Source organism: Actinoplanes sichuanensis, from assembly GCF_033097365.1.
Lineage (GTDB): Bacteria > Actinomycetota > Actinomycetes > Mycobacteriales > Micromonosporaceae > Actinoplanes > Actinoplanes sichuanensis.
This window is the reverse complement of record NZ_AP028461.1, coordinates 10169733-10186373: the sequence shown is the minus strand read 5'-3', so window position 1 is coordinate 10186373 and position 16641 is coordinate 10169733. Positions and strand designations below refer to the sequence as shown.

The 16641-nt window shown below is 70.4% G+C and carries 19 protein-coding genes; 8 read left to right on the top strand and 11 right to left on the bottom strand.

What is annotated here, in order from left to right:
* Nucleotides 1-42 precede the first annotated feature (42 nt).
* From Q0Z83_RS46855 to Q0Z83_RS46825, 7 genes are all read right to left on the bottom strand, one after another.
* Entirely contained in the window at nt 43-930 is an 888-nt protein-coding gene (locus Q0Z83_RS46855) for a RecB family exonuclease (protein WP_378078123.1), read from the bottom strand.
* Nucleotides 931-962: 32 nt separating this feature from the next.
* Entirely contained in the window at nt 963-1580 is a 618-nt protein-coding gene (locus Q0Z83_RS46850) for a MarC family protein (protein WP_317790033.1), read from the bottom strand.
* Nucleotides 1581-1719: 139 nt separating this feature from the next.
* Nucleotides 1720-2574: a PHP domain-containing protein gene (locus tag Q0Z83_RS46845; RefSeq protein ID WP_317790032.1), complete on the bottom strand. Its 855-nt coding sequence runs from the start codon at nt 2572-2574 to the stop codon at nt 1720-1722.
* 41 nt (nt 2575-2615) lie between these two features.
* Entirely contained in the window at nt 2616-3428 is an 813-nt protein-coding gene (locus tag Q0Z83_RS46840; RefSeq protein ID WP_317790030.1) for a PH domain-containing protein, read from the bottom strand.
* Nucleotides 3429-3437: 9 nt separating this feature from the next.
* Entirely contained in the window at nt 3438-3596 is a 159-nt protein-coding gene (locus tag Q0Z83_RS46835) for a hypothetical protein (RefSeq protein ID WP_170167336.1), read from the bottom strand.
* A gap of 131 nt (nt 3597-3727) precedes the next feature.
* Nucleotides 3728-4390, bottom strand: a complete 663-nt coding sequence (locus Q0Z83_RS46830; RefSeq protein WP_317790029.1) for a DUF6758 family protein — start codon at nt 4388-4390, stop codon at nt 3728-3730.
* Between the two features lie 78 nt (nt 4391-4468).
* Nucleotides 4469-5101, bottom strand: coding sequence for a TrmH family RNA methyltransferase (locus Q0Z83_RS46825; protein WP_317790028.1), 633 nt, complete (start codon nt 5099-5101; stop codon nt 4469-4471).
* Nucleotides 5102-5661: 560 nt separating this feature from the next.
* Between Q0Z83_RS46825 and trxA the strand changes: the two genes are divergently transcribed.
* The 4 genes from trxA (at nt 5662) to Q0Z83_RS46805 (ending at nt 9453) form a co-directional block, all read left to right on the top strand.
* Nucleotides 5662-6123 (top strand): thioredoxin, encoded by a 462-nt coding sequence (trxA, locus tag Q0Z83_RS46820; protein ID WP_317790027.1) that lies wholly within the window; start codon nt 5662-5664, stop codon nt 6121-6123.
* Nucleotides 6124-6249: 126 nt separating this feature from the next.
* Nucleotides 6250-8169 (top strand): intein-containing Rv2578c family radical SAM protein, encoded by a 1920-nt coding sequence (locus tag Q0Z83_RS46815; protein WP_317790026.1) that lies wholly within the window; start codon nt 6250-6252, stop codon nt 8167-8169.
* Between the two features lie 225 nt (nt 8170-8394).
* The gene (locus tag Q0Z83_RS46810) at nt 8395-8832 is read left to right on the top strand and encodes a CoA-binding protein (RefSeq protein ID WP_317790025.1); all 438 of its coding nucleotides are present in this window, start codon (nt 8395-8397) and stop codon (nt 8830-8832) included.
* A 150-nt stretch (nt 8833-8982) separates the two neighbouring features.
* Complete coding sequence (locus tag Q0Z83_RS46805; protein ID WP_317790024.1) at nt 8983-9453, top strand: DUF4190 domain-containing protein; 471 nt, start codon at nt 8983-8985, stop codon at nt 9451-9453.
* Nucleotides 9454-9764: 311 nt separating this feature from the next.
* Here the strand turns inward: Q0Z83_RS46805 and Q0Z83_RS46800 are convergent, their stop codons facing one another.
* From Q0Z83_RS46800 to Q0Z83_RS46790, 3 genes are all read right to left on the bottom strand, one after another.
* Nucleotides 9765-10703, bottom strand: a complete 939-nt coding sequence (locus Q0Z83_RS46800; protein WP_317790023.1) for an SDR family NAD(P)-dependent oxidoreductase — start codon at nt 10701-10703, stop codon at nt 9765-9767.
* A 90-nt stretch (nt 10704-10793) separates the two neighbouring features.
* Nucleotides 10794-11414, bottom strand: a complete 621-nt coding sequence (locus Q0Z83_RS46795; RefSeq protein WP_317790022.1) for a hypothetical protein — start codon at nt 11412-11414, stop codon at nt 10794-10796.
* Nucleotides 11415-11494: 80 nt separating this feature from the next.
* Complete coding sequence (locus tag Q0Z83_RS46790; protein WP_317790021.1) at nt 11495-12400, bottom strand: DMT family transporter; 906 nt, start codon at nt 12398-12400, stop codon at nt 11495-11497.
* Nucleotides 12401-12534: 134 nt separating this feature from the next.
* Between Q0Z83_RS46790 and Q0Z83_RS46785 the strand changes: the two genes are divergently transcribed.
* The gene (locus Q0Z83_RS46785; protein ID WP_317790020.1) at nt 12535-13233 is read left to right on the top strand and encodes an HAD family hydrolase; all 699 of its coding nucleotides are present in this window, start codon (nt 12535-12537) and stop codon (nt 13231-13233) included.
* A 95-nt stretch (nt 13234-13328) separates the two neighbouring features.
* On the top strand, nt 13329-13823 hold the full coding sequence (locus Q0Z83_RS46780; RefSeq protein ID WP_317790019.1) for a hypothetical protein: 495 nt from the start codon (nt 13329-13331) through the stop codon (nt 13821-13823).
* Between the two features lie 67 nt (nt 13824-13890).
* Here Q0Z83_RS46780 and Q0Z83_RS46775 read toward each other — a convergent pair whose 3' ends face one another.
* Nucleotides 13891-14760: a PhzF family phenazine biosynthesis protein gene (locus tag Q0Z83_RS46775; protein WP_317790018.1), complete on the bottom strand. Its 870-nt coding sequence runs from the start codon at nt 14758-14760 to the stop codon at nt 13891-13893.
* A 27-nt stretch (nt 14761-14787) separates the two neighbouring features.
* Between Q0Z83_RS46775 and Q0Z83_RS46770 the strand changes: the two genes are divergently transcribed.
* Together Q0Z83_RS46770 and Q0Z83_RS46765 are read left to right on the top strand one after the other, a co-directional pair.
* The gene (locus Q0Z83_RS46770; protein WP_317790017.1) at nt 14788-16056 is read left to right on the top strand and encodes a magnesium transporter MgtE N-terminal domain-containing protein; all 1269 of its coding nucleotides are present in this window, start codon (nt 14788-14790) and stop codon (nt 16054-16056) included.
* The gene (locus Q0Z83_RS46765; protein WP_317790016.1) at nt 16053-16598 is read left to right on the top strand and encodes a DUF1003 domain-containing protein; all 546 of its coding nucleotides are present in this window, start codon (nt 16053-16055) and stop codon (nt 16596-16598) included. The genes Q0Z83_RS46770 and Q0Z83_RS46765 overlap by 4 nt, the downstream gene beginning before the upstream one ends.
* Nucleotides 16599-16641 lie beyond the last annotated feature (43 nt).

Sequence of the window (16641 nt, the reverse complement as noted above, 5' to 3'; positions counted from 1 at the left end):
CCGCGAAGGGCGGCGCCGCGAAGGGCGGCGCTGGCGAAGGGCTCAGGCGCTCAGGTGCTCGACCGCCGTCCAAGGATCCTTGGCCGCCACCGAAGCGCCGGCCGGGCAGACCTTGCGGAAGTCGCACCACCCGCAGAGTGACCCCGGATTGACCGGAAACTCCGCATCCGGGTCGGCGCCGCCGGCCACCGCCTTCTCCGCCGCCATGATGTCCTGCGCCGTCTCCTCGGCCCGCCGCACCTGCCGGGCCAGCGACTCCTCGGTGTGCTCGTGGGCCACCACCGCCCCGGTGGGCAGGTGGTGCAGCTCGACCCGGCGACATGGTCGCCGGAACATCCGCTCGGTCGCGAACGCATAAAGCGCCAGTGCCTGGGAGCCTCGGGCGTCGTCGGGTGAAAGCCCGGACCGGCCGGTCTTGTAGTCGACGATGACCGCCTCCGGCCCGGCCGGACCCATCCGGTTGTCGATCCGGTCGGCGCGCCCGTTGAGCGCGAGGATGCCGGTCTTGGCGGCGACCACCCGCTCGACACCGAGCGGCTCGTCCTCCGGGTCGAGGGTGGCGACGTAGCTCTCCAGCCAGTCGAGGGCCCGCTGGTAGGTGACCCGCTCCTGCTCGACGTCGCGGTAGCCCTCACGCACCCAGGTGGCCTTGAGCAGGCTGGGCAGCGACTCGGGGACCCGCCGCTCGGGGGAGGCCATATACCAGTTCTTCAGCGCGGTGTGCACGCTGGCGCCGAGCGAGTTGTGCGCCCAGGGCGGACCCTTGGGTGGGCTCGGCCGGTCGATGTACGAATACCGGTATCGCCGTGGGCAGTCGGTGTAGGCCCCGAGCTTGCTCGGCGTGCAGACGAACAGTCGCTCGGGCATGCCGGCGAAACCGAGCTGCTCGGGAACGGCGGGCTTGGTGGCACGTCGAGTGGGGGGCACCATCCCATCCTGCCGGCACCCCCCGACAATTCCGGTCAGGGCAGGGCGGCGTACGACTTCACGAAGGCATTGATCGCGTCGGCGATGAGCTGCACCGCGATGGCCGCCAGCAGCAGGCCCGCGATGCGGGTGAGCACCTCGATGCCGGCCGGACGCAGCAGCCGGACGATCACGCCGGAGAAGCGCAGCACCAGCCACACACAGGCCATCACCGCGAGGATCGCGGCCGCCAGGATCAGGTACTCGTCGGCGCTCTCGGCCCGCTGCACGTACAGCATGGTGGCGACGATGGCGCCCGGCCCGGCCAGCAGCGGGGTGCCGATCGGGACGAGGGCGACGTTGCTGGTGCCGCCCTGTTCAGCGGGTTCGTCGGTTTTGCCGGTGAGCAGCTGCAACGCCACCAGGACGAGCAGCAGACCGCCGGCCGCCTGGAGCGCGGGCAACTGGACGTGCAGGTAGTCGAGGAGGGTCTGCCCGGCGACGGCGAACCCGACGATCACGCCGAGGGCGAGCAGCACGGCCTGGGTGGCGGCCTTGTTCCGCGCCTTCGCCGGCATGGATCCGGTGAGGCCGAGGAAGACCGGGACCATGCCGGGCGGGTCGACGATCACCAGGAGCGTCACGAAGAACTCGCCGAACAGCTTGACATTCACCCGTGCAGGCTATGGGTCGTCACTCGTCGAACGCAGTTCGGTGCGGCGAGCGTCACCCGAGGACGGCACCACGCCGCAGTGAAAAGCGCGAGCGTCACCCCAGGACCGGCACCACGCCGCAGTGAGAGGCGCGCGAGTGTCACCCCAGGACCGGTACCCCGGTCGCGGCGGAGACGATCTTCTCGTACATCTCGGGGGCGGTTGTGAAGGCGCCGAGCTGAACGGTCTTGTGCGTACCGTGGAAATCGGACGATCCGGTGACGGCGAGGCCGAGCCGTTCCGCCAACGCCCGGATCTGGGCCCGCTCGGCGGGCGAGTGGTCCTCGTGGTCGGCCTCCAGGCCGAAGAGGCCCGCCTCGGCCAATGCGGTGATCAGCTCGTCGGGCACGACCCGGCCGCGTTTGGTCGCCCGGGGGTGGGCGAAGACCACGACGCCGCCGGCTTCCCGGACGGCCCGGACCGCATCGAAAACATCAAGATCAGACTTTGGTACGAAGTACCTGGCGCCCAGCCACGCGGACTCGAAAGCCTCGTTGGTGGTCTTCACCAGACCGGCTCTGATCAGGGCCTGTGCGATGTGCGGCCGGCCCACCGAGCCGCCGGCGGCGTACCCGTACACCTCTTCCCAGGTGATCGGCACGCCGTCGGCTCGCAGCTTGGCGACGATCCGTTCGCCGCGCTGCTCCCGATCCTCGCGGAGCCCGGCCAGTTTCGCCGCGAGCACCGGCTCGGCCGGGTCGAACAGGTAGGCCAGCAGGTGCAGCGGGATGGCCGGCTCGGCACCGCGCCAACGGCAGGACAGCTCCGCGCCGCGGACCAGCCGCATCCCCTCGGGGCGGGCGGCTGCGGCCTCGGCCCAGCCGCCGGTGGTGTCGTGGTCGGTGATCGCCATGACGTCGAGGCCGGCGGCCGCCCCGGCTCGGACCAGTTCGGCCGGGGTGAGCGTGCCGTCGCTGGCGGTGGAGTGACAGTGCAGGTCGATACTGGTCATCACTGTCACGCTACCGCTGAGCGCCGCTGCGGGCGGCGCCCAGGTCAGGCGTCGTCCCCCTCGTCGTCCTTGCCGAGCCGGGCCTCGACGGCCTGCGGCTCATACATCTCCTCGACCACACGCAGGTACAGCTCGTTGGGGTTGGGCAGGTGCTTGACCTCGCGCAACGCCTGATCCTGGCCGGCCGATTCGAGGACGAACGTGCCGTAGCTGAGCATCCGGCCGAGGGCGGACTGCTCGTACTTCATGTCGGTCACCCGGAGGAGGGGCATCATGGCCACCTTGCGGGTGACGATGCCGTTGACCACCATCACGCGCTTGTTGGTGAGGATGAACCTGTCGAAGTACCAGTCGAAGACCTCCCAGGCCACCCAGCTGATCACCCCGAGCCAGACCAGCACGGCCACGGTGACCAGGCCGTTGATGTTCTGTTTGGTCAGGAAGCCGGCGAGGTAACCGAGGAGGAGCGTGGCGGCGGCACCGATGCCCACCGGCTTGGCCAGGTGGATCCAGTGCCGTTTCCACTCACCGCGGTAGCGCTCGGTGGGGAACAGGTAGCGGGCGACCAACGTGGTCGGCTCGTCCTCCAGGGGCAGGAACCGGCGCGGCCCACCTCCACGGTCGAGCCCTTCGAGCTCCTCCGCGGTGAAGCTGGGCGCCTCGTACTCGTCGGTCTCGTCGAAGGTGTCGTCCACTCGACGACGTCGCCCGTAGGCTGCTTCGTCCCCATAGGGCTCGCCGTCCGGGTAATCAGGATCATCGTCCAGCGAGGGGTCACGCCACCCGTAGCTGTCGTCGTCGTCCTGAGGGCGGCGTGCGCCCTCACCTCGCGGGTCGCGCGGCTCACCAGGATCCATGTAGAGATGCTATGCGACGAGGTCGGTGAAGAACGTGCCGAAGCCCTCGGCGATGTCGGCGATCGTGCCTCCGAGTGACTCGAACACCGACGCCGCGGCGGTCGGGTTGAAGGCGATGAAGAAGATCAAGAATGCAATACCAAGCCAGGTGAGGACCTTCTTGACCATGGGGGCCTTCTCCTCCGGTGCGGGTTAAACGCTCAGCGCCGCGGCAATACCGACGGTATCAGCTTCGTCGCTTCGTGTGAACAAAGTGGCCAGAAAGTCGATTGCCATTGGGGCCGGTCACACCTAAGTGATCAGGCACGACCGTGCAGGTAGGGCGACGGCGCCCCGAACACGAGCTCGGGCGGCACACCCTCGGAGAGATCGTGCAGGACGACGTGCTCCGCGAGAAGATAGCCCGCGCTCGCGGGCCACGCTACCGCATAGAGCCACATTCCTTTTGCCTCACTCACGTAGGCGCTGCGATCCTCCGGCGACTTGACACACCACAGTGGAGTGGGGTGCCCGGCCGCCTTGATCTTCGCATGTGGACCGGCATGGGAGCCACGGTCGGCGAGCGCCTCGGAGAGCAGGTGGCCGGGGTCCAGCCCGGGGATACCGGCGAACCGCGTACCCAGCCCGACACCCGGCTGCTCGGCGATCAGGATCAGGTCCGCCGGCCCACCGCCGAGCGGCTCCGGACCACTGCAGGCGAGAACCGTGGCGCGCACCCCGAACCGGTCGTCACCCGACCAGCCGGCCCCGGTGACCATCCACCCGGACGGCAGCGGCCAGGGACACCAGAGCGGTATCCGCTCCGCGCTCGACGCCGACTCCCGCAGCACCGTCCCGACTATCTCCGCGCTGATGTGCTCGGCGACGTGGAATGGCGGAACGTCGCCACAGTTGTCGCACCGCCAGCTGCTGTGCATCAGATCCGGTTTCCGAACCTGCGCAGCGCACCTAGGGCAACTCACCGTGACACCCACACTCCATACCGTGCTGGTCGGGCGGCGCGGCGTCAAGCGAATCGGCCGAAGACGGGCCGATCCGGGTCAGTCCGGCGGCGGCCCGGCGTGCGCCCGGATCCAGGCGTGCATGGCGATTCCGCTGGCCACCCCGGCGTTGATCGAGCGGGTGGAGCCGTACTGGGCGATCGAGAAGAGCTGATCGCACGCCTTCCGGGCCGGCTCGGACAGACCGGGGCCCTCCTGACCGAAGAGCAGAACGCACCGGCGCGGCAGCGTGGTCGTCTCCATCGGGCGGGAACCCGGCAGGTTGTCGATACCGATGATCGGCAGGTCCTCGGCGGCCGCCCAGGTCACGAAGTCCTCGATCGCCGGGTGATGCCGCACGTGCTGGTACCGGTCGGTGACCATGGCACCCCGGCGGTTCCAGCGCCGCTGGCCGACGATGTGCACCTCGGCGGCGAGGAACGCGTTGGCGTTGCGCACCACGGTGCCGATGTTGAAGTCGTGCTGCCAGTTCTCGATCGCGATGTGGAACCCGTGCCGGCGGGTGTCGAGATCGGCGACCACGGCCTCCCGGGTCCAGTAGCGGTACCGGTCCACCACGTTGCGCCGGTCGCCCAGTTCCAGCAGCTCGGGATCCCAGTGGTCGCCGGTCGGCCGCTCACCCGTCCACGGGCCCACGCCGACCTCGGTGGATTGGTCCTCGCCCGCGGTCATGGGGCGTTAGGCTACCGATTCGGCCGGCGGGCCACCGACAGGGTGATCACCACGGCGGCGAAGTCTGTGACGCGGGCACCGCGAAGTCTGTGACGCGGGCACCATAGACGAGTGGGCCGCATAGACGAGAGGAAATGCCGGAGCAATTCGGCAGGAGACGCAATGAGCGGCGGGGCCCTCCCCGGCACCCGCCGCCCACGCTCTGTTGGGAAAGAGTTTGCCTCACCGTCCGTATCCATGTGAAGGACTTTCGTTTGTGAGGCAGCTCACATTTAGGTTAGTTAACTATTTCGGCCCACACTCGGGATCGCTCCCATTGGCGGCGGGTAGCCTGGGCATATCGCCTAGATCATACGATCAATCAACGAAGTGGCGTCTCGATCGTGTCAGCAAACAGACACCAAGCGCCTACTATCCGTTACGATGAGGCGCCCGTGTCGTTTGCGGGTGTGAAACCCGGAACGTGCCGCACGCCACGTGTCGCGGCACTCAGTACGGGAATGACTAACGGGTACCCGGAGTTTCACCCGACGAAAGCGATTCCCGCAGACGGAGGCATCATGGCGACGGTTACGCTGACCACAGCGAACTTCGACGAGGTCACCAACAAGGACGGCATCGTCCTGGTCGACTTCTGGGCCAGCTGGTGCGGGCCCTGCGTCCGCTTCGCGCCGACCTACGAGCGCTCCTCGGAGAAGCACCCGGAGATCACCTTCGGCAAGGTCGACACCGAGGCCGAGCAGCTGCTCGCCGCCAAGTTCGACATCCGGTCGATCCCGACGATCATGGCGATCCGCGACGGCGTCGTGGTCTTCGCCCAGCCCGGCGCACTCCCCGAGTCCTCGCTCGAGAGCCTGATCGAGAAGGTTCAGGAGCTCGACATGGACGAGGTGCGCGACCAGATGGCCGCACACCGCAAGGCCGCGCACGGCGAGACCGCCGAGGCCGCCGAGCCGGAGAAGGCCACCGCGGCCGCCGAGGAGCCGACCAAGGAAGAGGCGACGGCAGCCGGCCGTAGCTGACCCGATACACAACGCAAAGGCCCGTGGATCATTCGATCCGCGGGCCTTTCGGCGTACGCTCCGTTGTGTACACCTGTTCGAGGAAGGTCATGGACACCGCCTAGAACGTGTGTTCGAATACTCGCCATGCGATGGTCCAATCTGTCGGCTCGGCCCGGTGACGCCACGCTCCTGGACAGGGCGGCGCCGGCGGCTCCACCCCTGCTGCCGGTGCTGCCCGGTGCGACAGTCCGCACCTTCGACACGCCCGGGTTCGCGGGCATGACCTTCTACGAGGTGCGCGCGAAATCCCTGATCAACCGGGTTCCGGGGCAGTCACGGGTGCCGTTCGAGTGGACCGTCAACCCCTATCGCGGCTGCTCTCACGCCTGCACCTACTGCCTGGCCGGGGACACGCCGATCCTGCTCGCCGACGGCTCCACGCGGCCGCTGGCGCAGATCCGCCCCGGCGACGCGGTGATGGGCACCATGGGCGCCGGGGCGCACCGCCGCTACGTGCCGACCACCGTGCTCGACCACTGGGAGACGAGCAAGCCCGCCTTCCGGGTCACCCTGGCCGACGGCACCCGGCTGGTCGGCAGCGGCGACCACAGGTTCCTGACCGACCGGGGCTGGCGGCACGTCAGCCCCGCCGAGCCGCACCTGCCGGCTCTGGCGATCGGCGACCTGATGTTCGGGGTGGGCCGGTTCGCCGACCCGCCCAAGGAGTCACCCGACTACCAGTCCGGGTTCGTCTGCGGCCTGGTCCGGGGGGACGCCGCGGACGGCGGAACGGCGGCGGAGAGCGACGCCTGGGTTCGGGCCGACGGCTATCTCGACGACGTCTCGCTGACCGAGGCGGTCCGGTGGCCCGAGATCCCGACCGGCGACTGGTTCCGGGGCTTCCTGGCTGGCGCGTTCGGCGCGGTCGGCCGTACCGACCGGCTCGCCGTCACGTTCGCCTGCGGCGACGCGGCCTACCTGCGCCGGATCGCGGAGGCGCTGACCCATCTCGGGCTGGCCGCTCGCGGGCCGGGGCCGCTGCGACCGGGCATGGTCGGCCGGGTGGAGACCGAGCGGCATCTGGAGGCCGCTCTGCGGTTCCGGCACCTGACCGGGGCCTCGATGAGCGCGCTGGACGCCTCCGGGGTGGGGGTGCGCCGGGAGCGGCGGCTCGCCGTGGTCGACATCGAGGAACTCGGCCTCACCCTGCCGCTCTTCGACATTTCGACGGGCACCGGCGACTTCATCGCCGACGGAGTGGTCAGCCACAACTGCTTCGCCCGCAACACGCACACCTACCTCGACCTGGATTCCGGTCACGACTTCGACACCCGCGTGGTGGTGAAGGTCAACGCCGGTGAGCTGATCCGCCGCGAGTTGGGCGCCCCGCGCTGGTCCGGCGCGCCGATCGCCATGGGCACGAATGTGGACGTCTACCAGCGGGCCGAGGGGCGCTACCGGTTGATGCCGGAGATCCTGGCGGCGCTGCGCGACCACGCCAACCCGTTCTCGATCCTGACCAAGGGCACCCTGATCCTGCGCGATCTCGATCTGCTCCGGCAGGCTGCCGAGGTGACCCGGGTCGGCCTGGCCTTCTCGATCGGCTTCGTGGACGAGACGATCTGGCGCTCGGTCGAGCCCGGCACGCCGAGTCCGCGCCGCCGGCTGGAGACGGTTCGCCGACTCACCGACGCCGGATTCCGCGTCGGTGTGCTGATGGCCCCGATCCTGCCCGGCCTCACCGACACCGAGGAGTCGATCGACGAGACGGTGGCGGAGATCGCGGCGGCCGGTGCCACCGGGGTCACGCCGATCCCGCTGCACCTGCGGCCGGGGGCCCGCGAGTGGTATGCGTCGTGGATCGGTCGGGAGCATCCGGAGCTCCGGCCGCGATACCGGGAGCTGTTCGGCAACGGCTCCTACCTGCCCCGGGCCTATCAGGACGAGATCGGCGCCCGGGTGCGGATGGCGGCCCGCCGTCACGGCCTGCACAACCCGTCGCCCGCCACCGCCCGCCAGACGCCCACTCCGGCGCCGTCCAACGCCCAGATGACGCTGCTCTGAAGGCACCCCGGGGCTGAGCGAGGCGGCGGCGCCGAGCGCGCGGGCCGAACCGGGCGCGCGGACCGAACCGGGCGCGCGGGCCGACCGCGCGGGCCGAACCGGGCGCGCGGGCCGACCGCGCGGGCCGAACCGGGCGCGCGGGCCAACCGCGCGGGCCGAACCGGGCGCGCGGGCCGACCGCGCGGGCCGAACCGGGGCGGTGGGCGCCCGGCATAGAGTCGATGTATGCGGAGTGCTCAACAGATCCTGGCCGAGGCGAAGGTCATCGCGGTGGTCGGAGCGTCCCGTGACCCGTTCAAGCCGGCGCACACCGTGCCGCTGCAGATCCTGCGGCACGGCTGGCGGATCCGGCCGGTCAACCCGTTCGTCGACGAGGTCTTCGGCATCCCCACCGTGCCCACGCTGGCCGACCTGGACGAGCCCGTCGACCTGGTGAATGTCTTTCGGCCCGCTCGGGACGCGGTGGACGTGGTGCGGCAGGCCGTCGCGATCAAGGCGCCCGCGGTGTGGCTGCAGAGCGGCATCGTGTCGGCCGAGGCACGGCGGATCGCCGCGGAGGCCGGGATCGACTACGTCGAGGATCGATGCCTCGCCGTGGAGCGCGCGGTGGGCCGGCTCACGCGGTTGTCCGGAGTCGAAATCCCAGGTGACACGCGCTCGTAGGCTGTCTGAGTCCTTCACCCGCTGTACGGTGCGAGGACTCGAGGAGGACCTTCCATGACCTATCCACCGGATCCGTATCAGCCATCACCGGACCCCTACCGGCCGGCGGATCCGTATCAGCCTGCGCAGCCCCCGCCCAGCGATCCGACGATGCCGTACCCGGGGCCGTCCAGCGGATCCGGTTTCCCGCCACCGCCGTCCAGCGGATCCGGTTTCCCGCCACCGCCGTTCAGCGGATCCGGTTTCCCGCCACCGGCACCGCCGTATGGCGGCCCGGCCTACGGGCCGCCGCCGGACAAATCGCCGTTCGGAGCGCCCGGTTACGGGGCGCCGTACTCGCCGTACGGGCCGCCGCAGAGCACCAACGCGCTGGCCATCGCGTCCCTGGTGTGTTCGATCGCGGGCGTCCTGACCTGCATCAGCGCTCCGGTCGGCATCGTTCTGGGGCACATCGCGAAAAAGCAGATCAGGCAGACCCACGAGGGCGGGGAGGGGCTGGCCACGGCCGGGCTGTGGGTCGGCTACATCCTGACGATCATCGGCCTCATCGTGGGTGCCCTTTACGCCGCGCTGATCATCTTCGCCATCGCCGAGGGCTCCAGCGGGTCCGGCACGTTCTGACGGCACCGGAGCGAGAGACCACGGCGCCGCGGGAAAGACCAAGGCACCACAGGAAAGACTGCGGCGCCGCGGGAAGGACCACGGCACCACAGGACGACCACGGCACCGCGGAAAGACCACGGCACCGCAGGAAGACCCCGGCGCCATGAGAAAACCACAGCACCGCTGGAAAGGGCGCGGCACCGCAGGAAAGACTGCGGCGCCATGAGAAAAACCACGGCGCCGCAGGAAAGGGCGCGGCGCCGGGGAAAGCCGGCGGCATGGGGACCGCGACGCCAGGGGGCCGGACCGGCCCCCTGGCGATCCGCCGGTCAGCGGAACTGGGCCTCTCGGACGCTGTTGCCACCGTCGACGACGAGCATCTGGCCGGTGATGTACGACGAGGCCGGCGAGCAGAGGAACGCCACCGCCGCGGCCACCTCGTCCGGCGTCCCGGGCCGGCCGATCGGTGTGCCGAGACCCTGCTTGATCTCGGTGACCGTGGACGCGGCCGTGTAGATCGTGCCGGGCGCCACACAGTTCACGTTGATGCCGTCGGCGACCAGCTCCATCGCCAGCGCACGGGTGAGACCGACCACACCGGCCTTGGCCGCCGCGTAGGCCGCCTCGGTGGGCAGCGCGTTCACCGGGCCGGCGGTGGCGGCGAGGTTCACGATCCGGCCCCAGCCCCGCTCCGACATGCTGCCGCAGAACGCGCGACTGCACAGGAACGCGGTGCTCAGGTTGCGATCGATCTCCGATTTCCACTCGTCGTAGGTGAGCTGGGCGACCGGCCGGAGCACCTCGGGACTGGCCCGGCTGGCCAAACCCGCGTTGTTGACCAGCACCTCGACATCACCGAGCTGGTCGGAGATGGCGTCGGCGAGGGCACCGACCTCGGACTCGTCGGTGAGATCGGCCACGAAACCGGTCACACCGAGCTCGGAGGCGCGGTCGTGGATGCGGCGGGTGGTGGAGACGATCGCCACCCGGGCGCCGAGATCACGCAGGCGGCGGGCCGTCGCATACCCGATCCCGTCGGGGCTGCCGGCACCGGTGACCAGGGCGACCTTGCCGTCCAGGCGGAGCGTGACGGGCGCGTCGCCGGACACCTCGACCAGTTCGGCCTCGACCAGGTCCTGCATGTCGGAGCCGGACGGGCGATCGGCGTCGTTGGCGGGTGAGCCGGAGTTGGGTGGTCGGCCGTCGGCGGGACGTGTGGTGTCGCGCCGGGACGGGCTGCCCCCGGTGGAACGGGCGTCGAAGACCATGCGGCGATCCTGCCTGCTCCGGCAGGCCGGGGCAAACATCGTGTCACTGTGGCGTTCGTGCCGACCGTAATCCGACACGGTCGGAGGCTGTTACGGAGCGGTGCTCAGCGGGCGGACGGGACCCTCCTCGACCAGCACCAACGGCGCCCCGTCACCGTATCGGGAGCGGAATTCGCGACGTGTCGCCTCGAGGTCGAGTGTGCCGATCTCGACACCCGCCCCGTCGTGACGACTACCCACCGTGGTGATGTGGATGCCCTGTGCCGACCAGTACGGCAGGTCGGCCACCACCCGGTCGTGCCACTCGGTGAGTTCCGCCACCGCGTGGGCGGCGTCCCGGACCACTACGCAGTTGTCCTCGGCCGTGTTCCTGATGAAGGCGTCGAAAGCCTCCGACGGAACCCGGTACACGATTGCCCGTACCCTCGCCTGATCGACCTCGAGGCCCGCGAAGCTGTCGGCGAACCGCTCGCGCCCGGCCCGGTCGATCCGTTCCATCGCGGCGGTGAGCCGCGGCGGCGTCGCCGGCAGCCGCCGGGAGCCGAGCGTCGTGAAGTGCGGTGGGTGATGGAACTCGCAGCCCGCCGTGCGCCAGCCGCCGGTCGGCCCGGCCGGCGGCGAGGGATCGGCGTCGTCGCCGGTGGCGCAGCCGGGAGTGGTCATGACGAGCGCCCCGGCGAGGAGCAGCCGGACCACTCGTTCGCGATGCATGGCATCCCCCTTCAATACCCGCCCGGGACAACGAGCGGCAACTGCCGACGTTCCGTCATCGACAGGGAGGATCGGTTACATCAGCGACGAATTAGCTTGAAAGAGGCCTGTCCGAGAATGAACACCGCGACCCCGGACACCAGCAGGACCAGTCCGGGCAGCGACTCCGCACGCGGCGTCTGACCCAGCCACCACCAGGCGAGGAACGCGGCACCCGGCACCTCCAGCAGGATCAGCACGCTGACCGTGGTCGCCGAGGTGTGCTGGAGTGCGTAGTTGAACATCGAGTGCCCGAGCAGCTGCGCACCGGCGACCAGGGCCAGGATCGCCGCCCAGGTCCGCCCGTCGTAGCCGGTCAGATCCACCCCGAAGGCCAGGCAGACCCCGAGCAGCAGGACGGCGCACGTGCCGTAGCAGATCCAGGTGTAGGTGGTGGTGCTGAGCTCGGTGCGGGCCCGCTCGCCGAGCGCCGTGTACACCGCCGCGGCGAGTGCTCCGAGCAGTGCCAGCACGTCGGCCAGGACCGCCTGCGAGGAGACCCCGAGATCGACTCCGGTGGCCCAGGCCGCGCCGGCCACGGCCAGGCCGATGCCCAGCCAGCCCGCCGTCGACGGGCGCCGCCCCTGTGCGGCCGCGATCAGGCCCTGCCACACCGGCTGGGTCGCGACGAGGGCCGTCGCGGTGGCCACCGAGCCCAGTTGGACGCTCGGCATCCAGGTGGCGAAATGGGCGGCCAGCGCGATACCGGCCAGCACGCAGAACAGTCCGGCCGGGCCGCGGGCGGCCCGTTTCACCTCGGCGCGACGCGGTCCCAGTGCGATCGGGGTGAGCACCAGGCCGGCCAGGCTGTTACGCCAGAACGCGATCGCCAGCGCGGGGGCGGCCGCGAACGCGATGAGCGGCGCCGACGACGAGACCGCGAGCACCGCGACGGTCAGGGCGATCACGGTCGGTGCGGCCACTTGAGCCGATGAGCGCACATTCATCCCCGGCCATCGCTTCTTGCGCAGCCGACCAGTGCACTTGGTAACTGTCTATTGGCTGACAGTGATGGACTCGCTACAGTCACCGACGGCTTACCGCCCGTTTCCATCCCTCGATGTCCTGGAGGACGATTTACATGCCCGCGTACCGTGCGGTCGTGTTTGACTTTTTCGGCACTTTGACCCGGTCTGTCCAGCGTGGCCCCCAGCACGCGGCGATCGCCAGGTCTCTCGGCGCCGATCCCGAGGCCGTCACAGGCGTCCTCGACCGTACCTTCCGGGCCCGCGCCTGCGGCCGATACGGCTCCGCGGAGGCCACCCTGCGCTGGGTCATCGAGCAGGCCGGCGGGCGGCCACGCCCCGGCGCGATCCGCGCCGCGATGCCCGCCCGTGTCGACGCCCTCCGCGCCGACACGCAGCTGCGACCGGAAGCGGTCAGCGCCCTGACCGCCATCCGGAGTCGTGGCGTGCGCACCGCGGTCGTCAGTGACTGCACCCACGAACTCCCCGCCTTCCTGCCCGGTCTCCCCGTGGCTCCGCTGCTGGACGCTCAGATCTACTCGGTCGAGCTGGGTGTCTGCAAACCGGACCCGGAGATCTATCTGGCCGCGTGCGCCCGCCTCGGCGTCGAGCCGGAGGACTGCCTCTACGTCGGTGACGGCGGCAGCCACGAGCTCACCGGAGCCGCCGCGGTGGGCATGACGCCGGTGCGACTGACCGCTCCTGATCTCGCCAACCATCTCGTCTTCGACGCCGACACCAACTTCGCCGGGCGGACGGTGCGGTCCCTCACCGAGGTCCTGGCACTCCTGGATCCGGTCCCGGCTCTTCTCTGACCCGATTCGGTACGGCCGGGAGCCCGCAACCACCGGGCCGGCTGGGTGGTTCCCGGTGGGGCGCTCACCGCCCCGTGCCGTGGGAGGATGGCGCGGTGAGCTCTGGGGTGCTGGATGAGGCGATCAAGAAGGCGGCCATCGCCTGGATCTCCGTCGGGGACGGGCCGGCCCACGCACTCTGGTGCATGCCGGTGGAGGCCTCGCTGGTCGTGGTGAGCGGGCCGGGTGAGCAGTTCGCGCCGGGGCTGGCCGAGGCACAGCGGGCCACGATCCGGTTGCGCGGCGACCACGGCGGCCTGATCGTGCAGTCTGAGGCGACGGTGACCCGGCTGGTCCCGGATTCCGAGGAGTGGACCGAGATCGCGCCCCAACTCGCCGGCAAGCGCCTCAACGCCTCGGGTACCGCCGACGAACTGGTCGCCCGCTGGGTGGCCGACGGCTGCGCCCTGGTCCGGCTGACCCCGGCGACCGAGACCGCGGTCGGTTCCGCCGATCTGCCGGCCGATTCGCAGGCCGCCCCACCGCGCGAGACCCCGGCCCGGATCGAGACCCGCCGCCCGTTCCGCCTTCACCGCGTGACGAAGCGCTGACCCGGCTGGTCGCCAGTCCCGGCCCGGCCGGGCCGGGACAGCGCTGAGAGCCAGCCGTGCTCTGGGGTCAACCGATGAACGGGGGGACCGCGATCTCGCCGGCGGCCACCGGGTGGACGTGGCCGGTCACCGTGGTCGAGATCGCGACGCCGGCGGCGGCCGTCACCGTGCAGTCGAGGCGGGACGGGCGTTTCATCTCCATGCCCTGGTGGATCCGGTAGGCCGATGTGCCGTCCGGCGGGAGTCGGCCCGCGGCGACCAGCCAGACGCCCAGGGCCAGGGCGGCCGATCCGGTGGCCGGGTCCTCGTCGACGGTCCACGTGGCGGAGAAGACCCGGGCGTAGGCCTCGGCACCGGACCAGGCGAACACACTCAGGTCGGCGCAGCCCGCCTCCTCGGCGGCCCGCGGGTTGACCCGTACCCGGGCGAGCGCCTCCCGGCGTACCGGAAGAAAGACCCAATCAAGACCACAGCCTGCGGTACGCGGGGCGGCCTCGCCGTCGAGATCGGCGGCCGTCAGGCCCGCCGCGGCGAGCAACGGCGCCGGATCGAGTGGTTCGCCGAGCGTCGGGGCGGCCCCGGTGAGAGTGGCCGAACCGGCCGCGGTCACGGTGATCGGCAGCAGGCCGGCGCCGCACTCCTGGACCACCTCGCCCGGCTGGAGCAGGCCACGCCGCATCGCGGTGACCGCCGACCCGACGCTGGGATGCCCGGCGAACGGCAACTCGATGGTCGGCGTGAAGATCCGGACCCGGTGGGTGGCGCCGACGGTCACCGGCGGGAGCAGGAAGACCGTCTCCGAAAGGTTGAACTCACGGGCCAGCGCCTGCATCTGAACGGTGGCCAGATCGGCGCCGCCGAACACCACGGCCAGCGGATTGCCGGCGAACGGCCGATCCGTGAACACGTCGACGATCTCGTACGCCACGGTGGACATGTCCGGACCCTAACCTAATCTGAGGTCGTGACCATGGGGACGAGGGTTTACCTGGCTCGCCTCGCCGGTCTTCCGGTGTTCGACCCGAACGGCGACCGTGTCGGGCGGGTTCGTGACGCCGTGGTCCGGTTACGCACCACGAACCGTCCGCCGCAGGTGGTCGGGCTGGTGGCCGAGATGGCGCTGCGGCGACGGATCTTCCTGCCGATCGGGCGGATCACCAGCATGGACGCGGAGGCGGTCGTGCTCGGCACCGGCTCGCTGAACCTGCGGCGCTTCGAGAAACGGCCGAACGAGCTGCTCGTCGTGGAGGACCTGCTGGACCGCCGGGTGTCGGTGGCGCCGGACGGCGACGGGCCGGAGCAGTCCGGTTCGGTGCTGGACATCGGCATGGAGCTGAACCGGAACACCGAGTGGATCATCACGCGGGTCGCGGTTCGCGAGCACACCGGGCGGCTGACCCGGCGCGGGCACGTCTATCAGGCCGAGTACGACCGGGTCCGCGGCATGGTCGGCCCGGCCGACGCGCAGGGCACCGCCAACCTGATCGCCCTCCTCGACCAGCTGCGCCCGGCCGACGTGGCGAACGCGCTGCAGGACATGCCGGACGCCCGCCGGAACGAGGTGGCCGCGGCCATGGACGACCGGCGGCTCGCCGACGTGCTCGAGGAGCTGCCCGAGCACGACCAGGTGGAGATCCTGGTCGCCCTGGAACGGGAACGTGCCGCGGACGTGCTGGAGCGGATGGACCCGGACGACGCCGCCGACCTGCTGGCCGAGCTGCCGCAAACGGAGCAGGCGGTACTGCTCGACCTGATGGAGCCGGAGGAGGCGGCGCCGGTACGCCAGCTGATGAGCTACCGGCCGGGCACCGCGGGCAGTGTGATGACCTCGGAACCGGTGATCCTCACCCCGGACACCACGGTCGCCGAGGCGCTGGCCCGGATTCGTAACCCGGAGCTGTCATCGGTGGTCGCCGCCCAGGTTTTCGTGGCCCGCGCGCCGGCGGCCACACCGACGGGTAGGTACCTGGGCATGGTGCATTTCCAGCGACTGCTGCGGGAACCACCGGCGTCGATCGTGGGCGGGCTGGTGGACAGCGGGATCGAGCCGCTGCGGACCGAGACCGGGCTGCTCGAGATCACCCGGCGGATGGCGACGTACGACCTGGTGGCGATGCCGGTGGTCGACTCGACGAACCGGCTGTTGGGCGCGGTCACCGTCGACGACGTGCTGGACCATTCACTACCGCGGGACTGGCGTGACCGGGACGCCCACGACGAGGGGGCGGCGTGACCGAGCGCAGGGACCGGCTCGACCAGCCGCGCGAGCCGGGGCGGGTGCAGCTGCCGAAATTCGATCCGGAGGCGTTCGGCCGCTGGTCGGAGAGCATCGCGCGGTACATGGGGACGGCGAAGTTCATCGTCTACATGACGGTGGTGATCGCCGCCTGGTTCGCGTGGAACACGCTCGCACCGGAGAACCTGCGTTTCGACCCGTACACGTTCACCTTCCTCACGCTGGTCCTGTCGTTGCAGGCGTCGTACGCCGCGCCGCTGATCCTGTTGGCGCAGAACCGGCAGACCGATCGCGACCGGCTGATCATGGAAGAGGATCGACGTCGGGCCGCGATGCAGAAGGCCGACACCGAGTTCCTGGCCCGCGAGATCGCCGCGCTGCGGATCGCCCTCAACGATGTCGCGACCAGGGATTTCCTCCGCACCGAGCTGTCCCGCCTGGCCGATGAACTGGATGAAGCAGCGTTGAGGCGGGAGAAGCGGGCACGTCAGGACGAGGCCTCTTCGCGACCCGCCTCGACCGACCCCTACGAGGACTGAATCGCCTGGTCTCCACGTCGCGAACAAGCCTCACCGGGAGGAG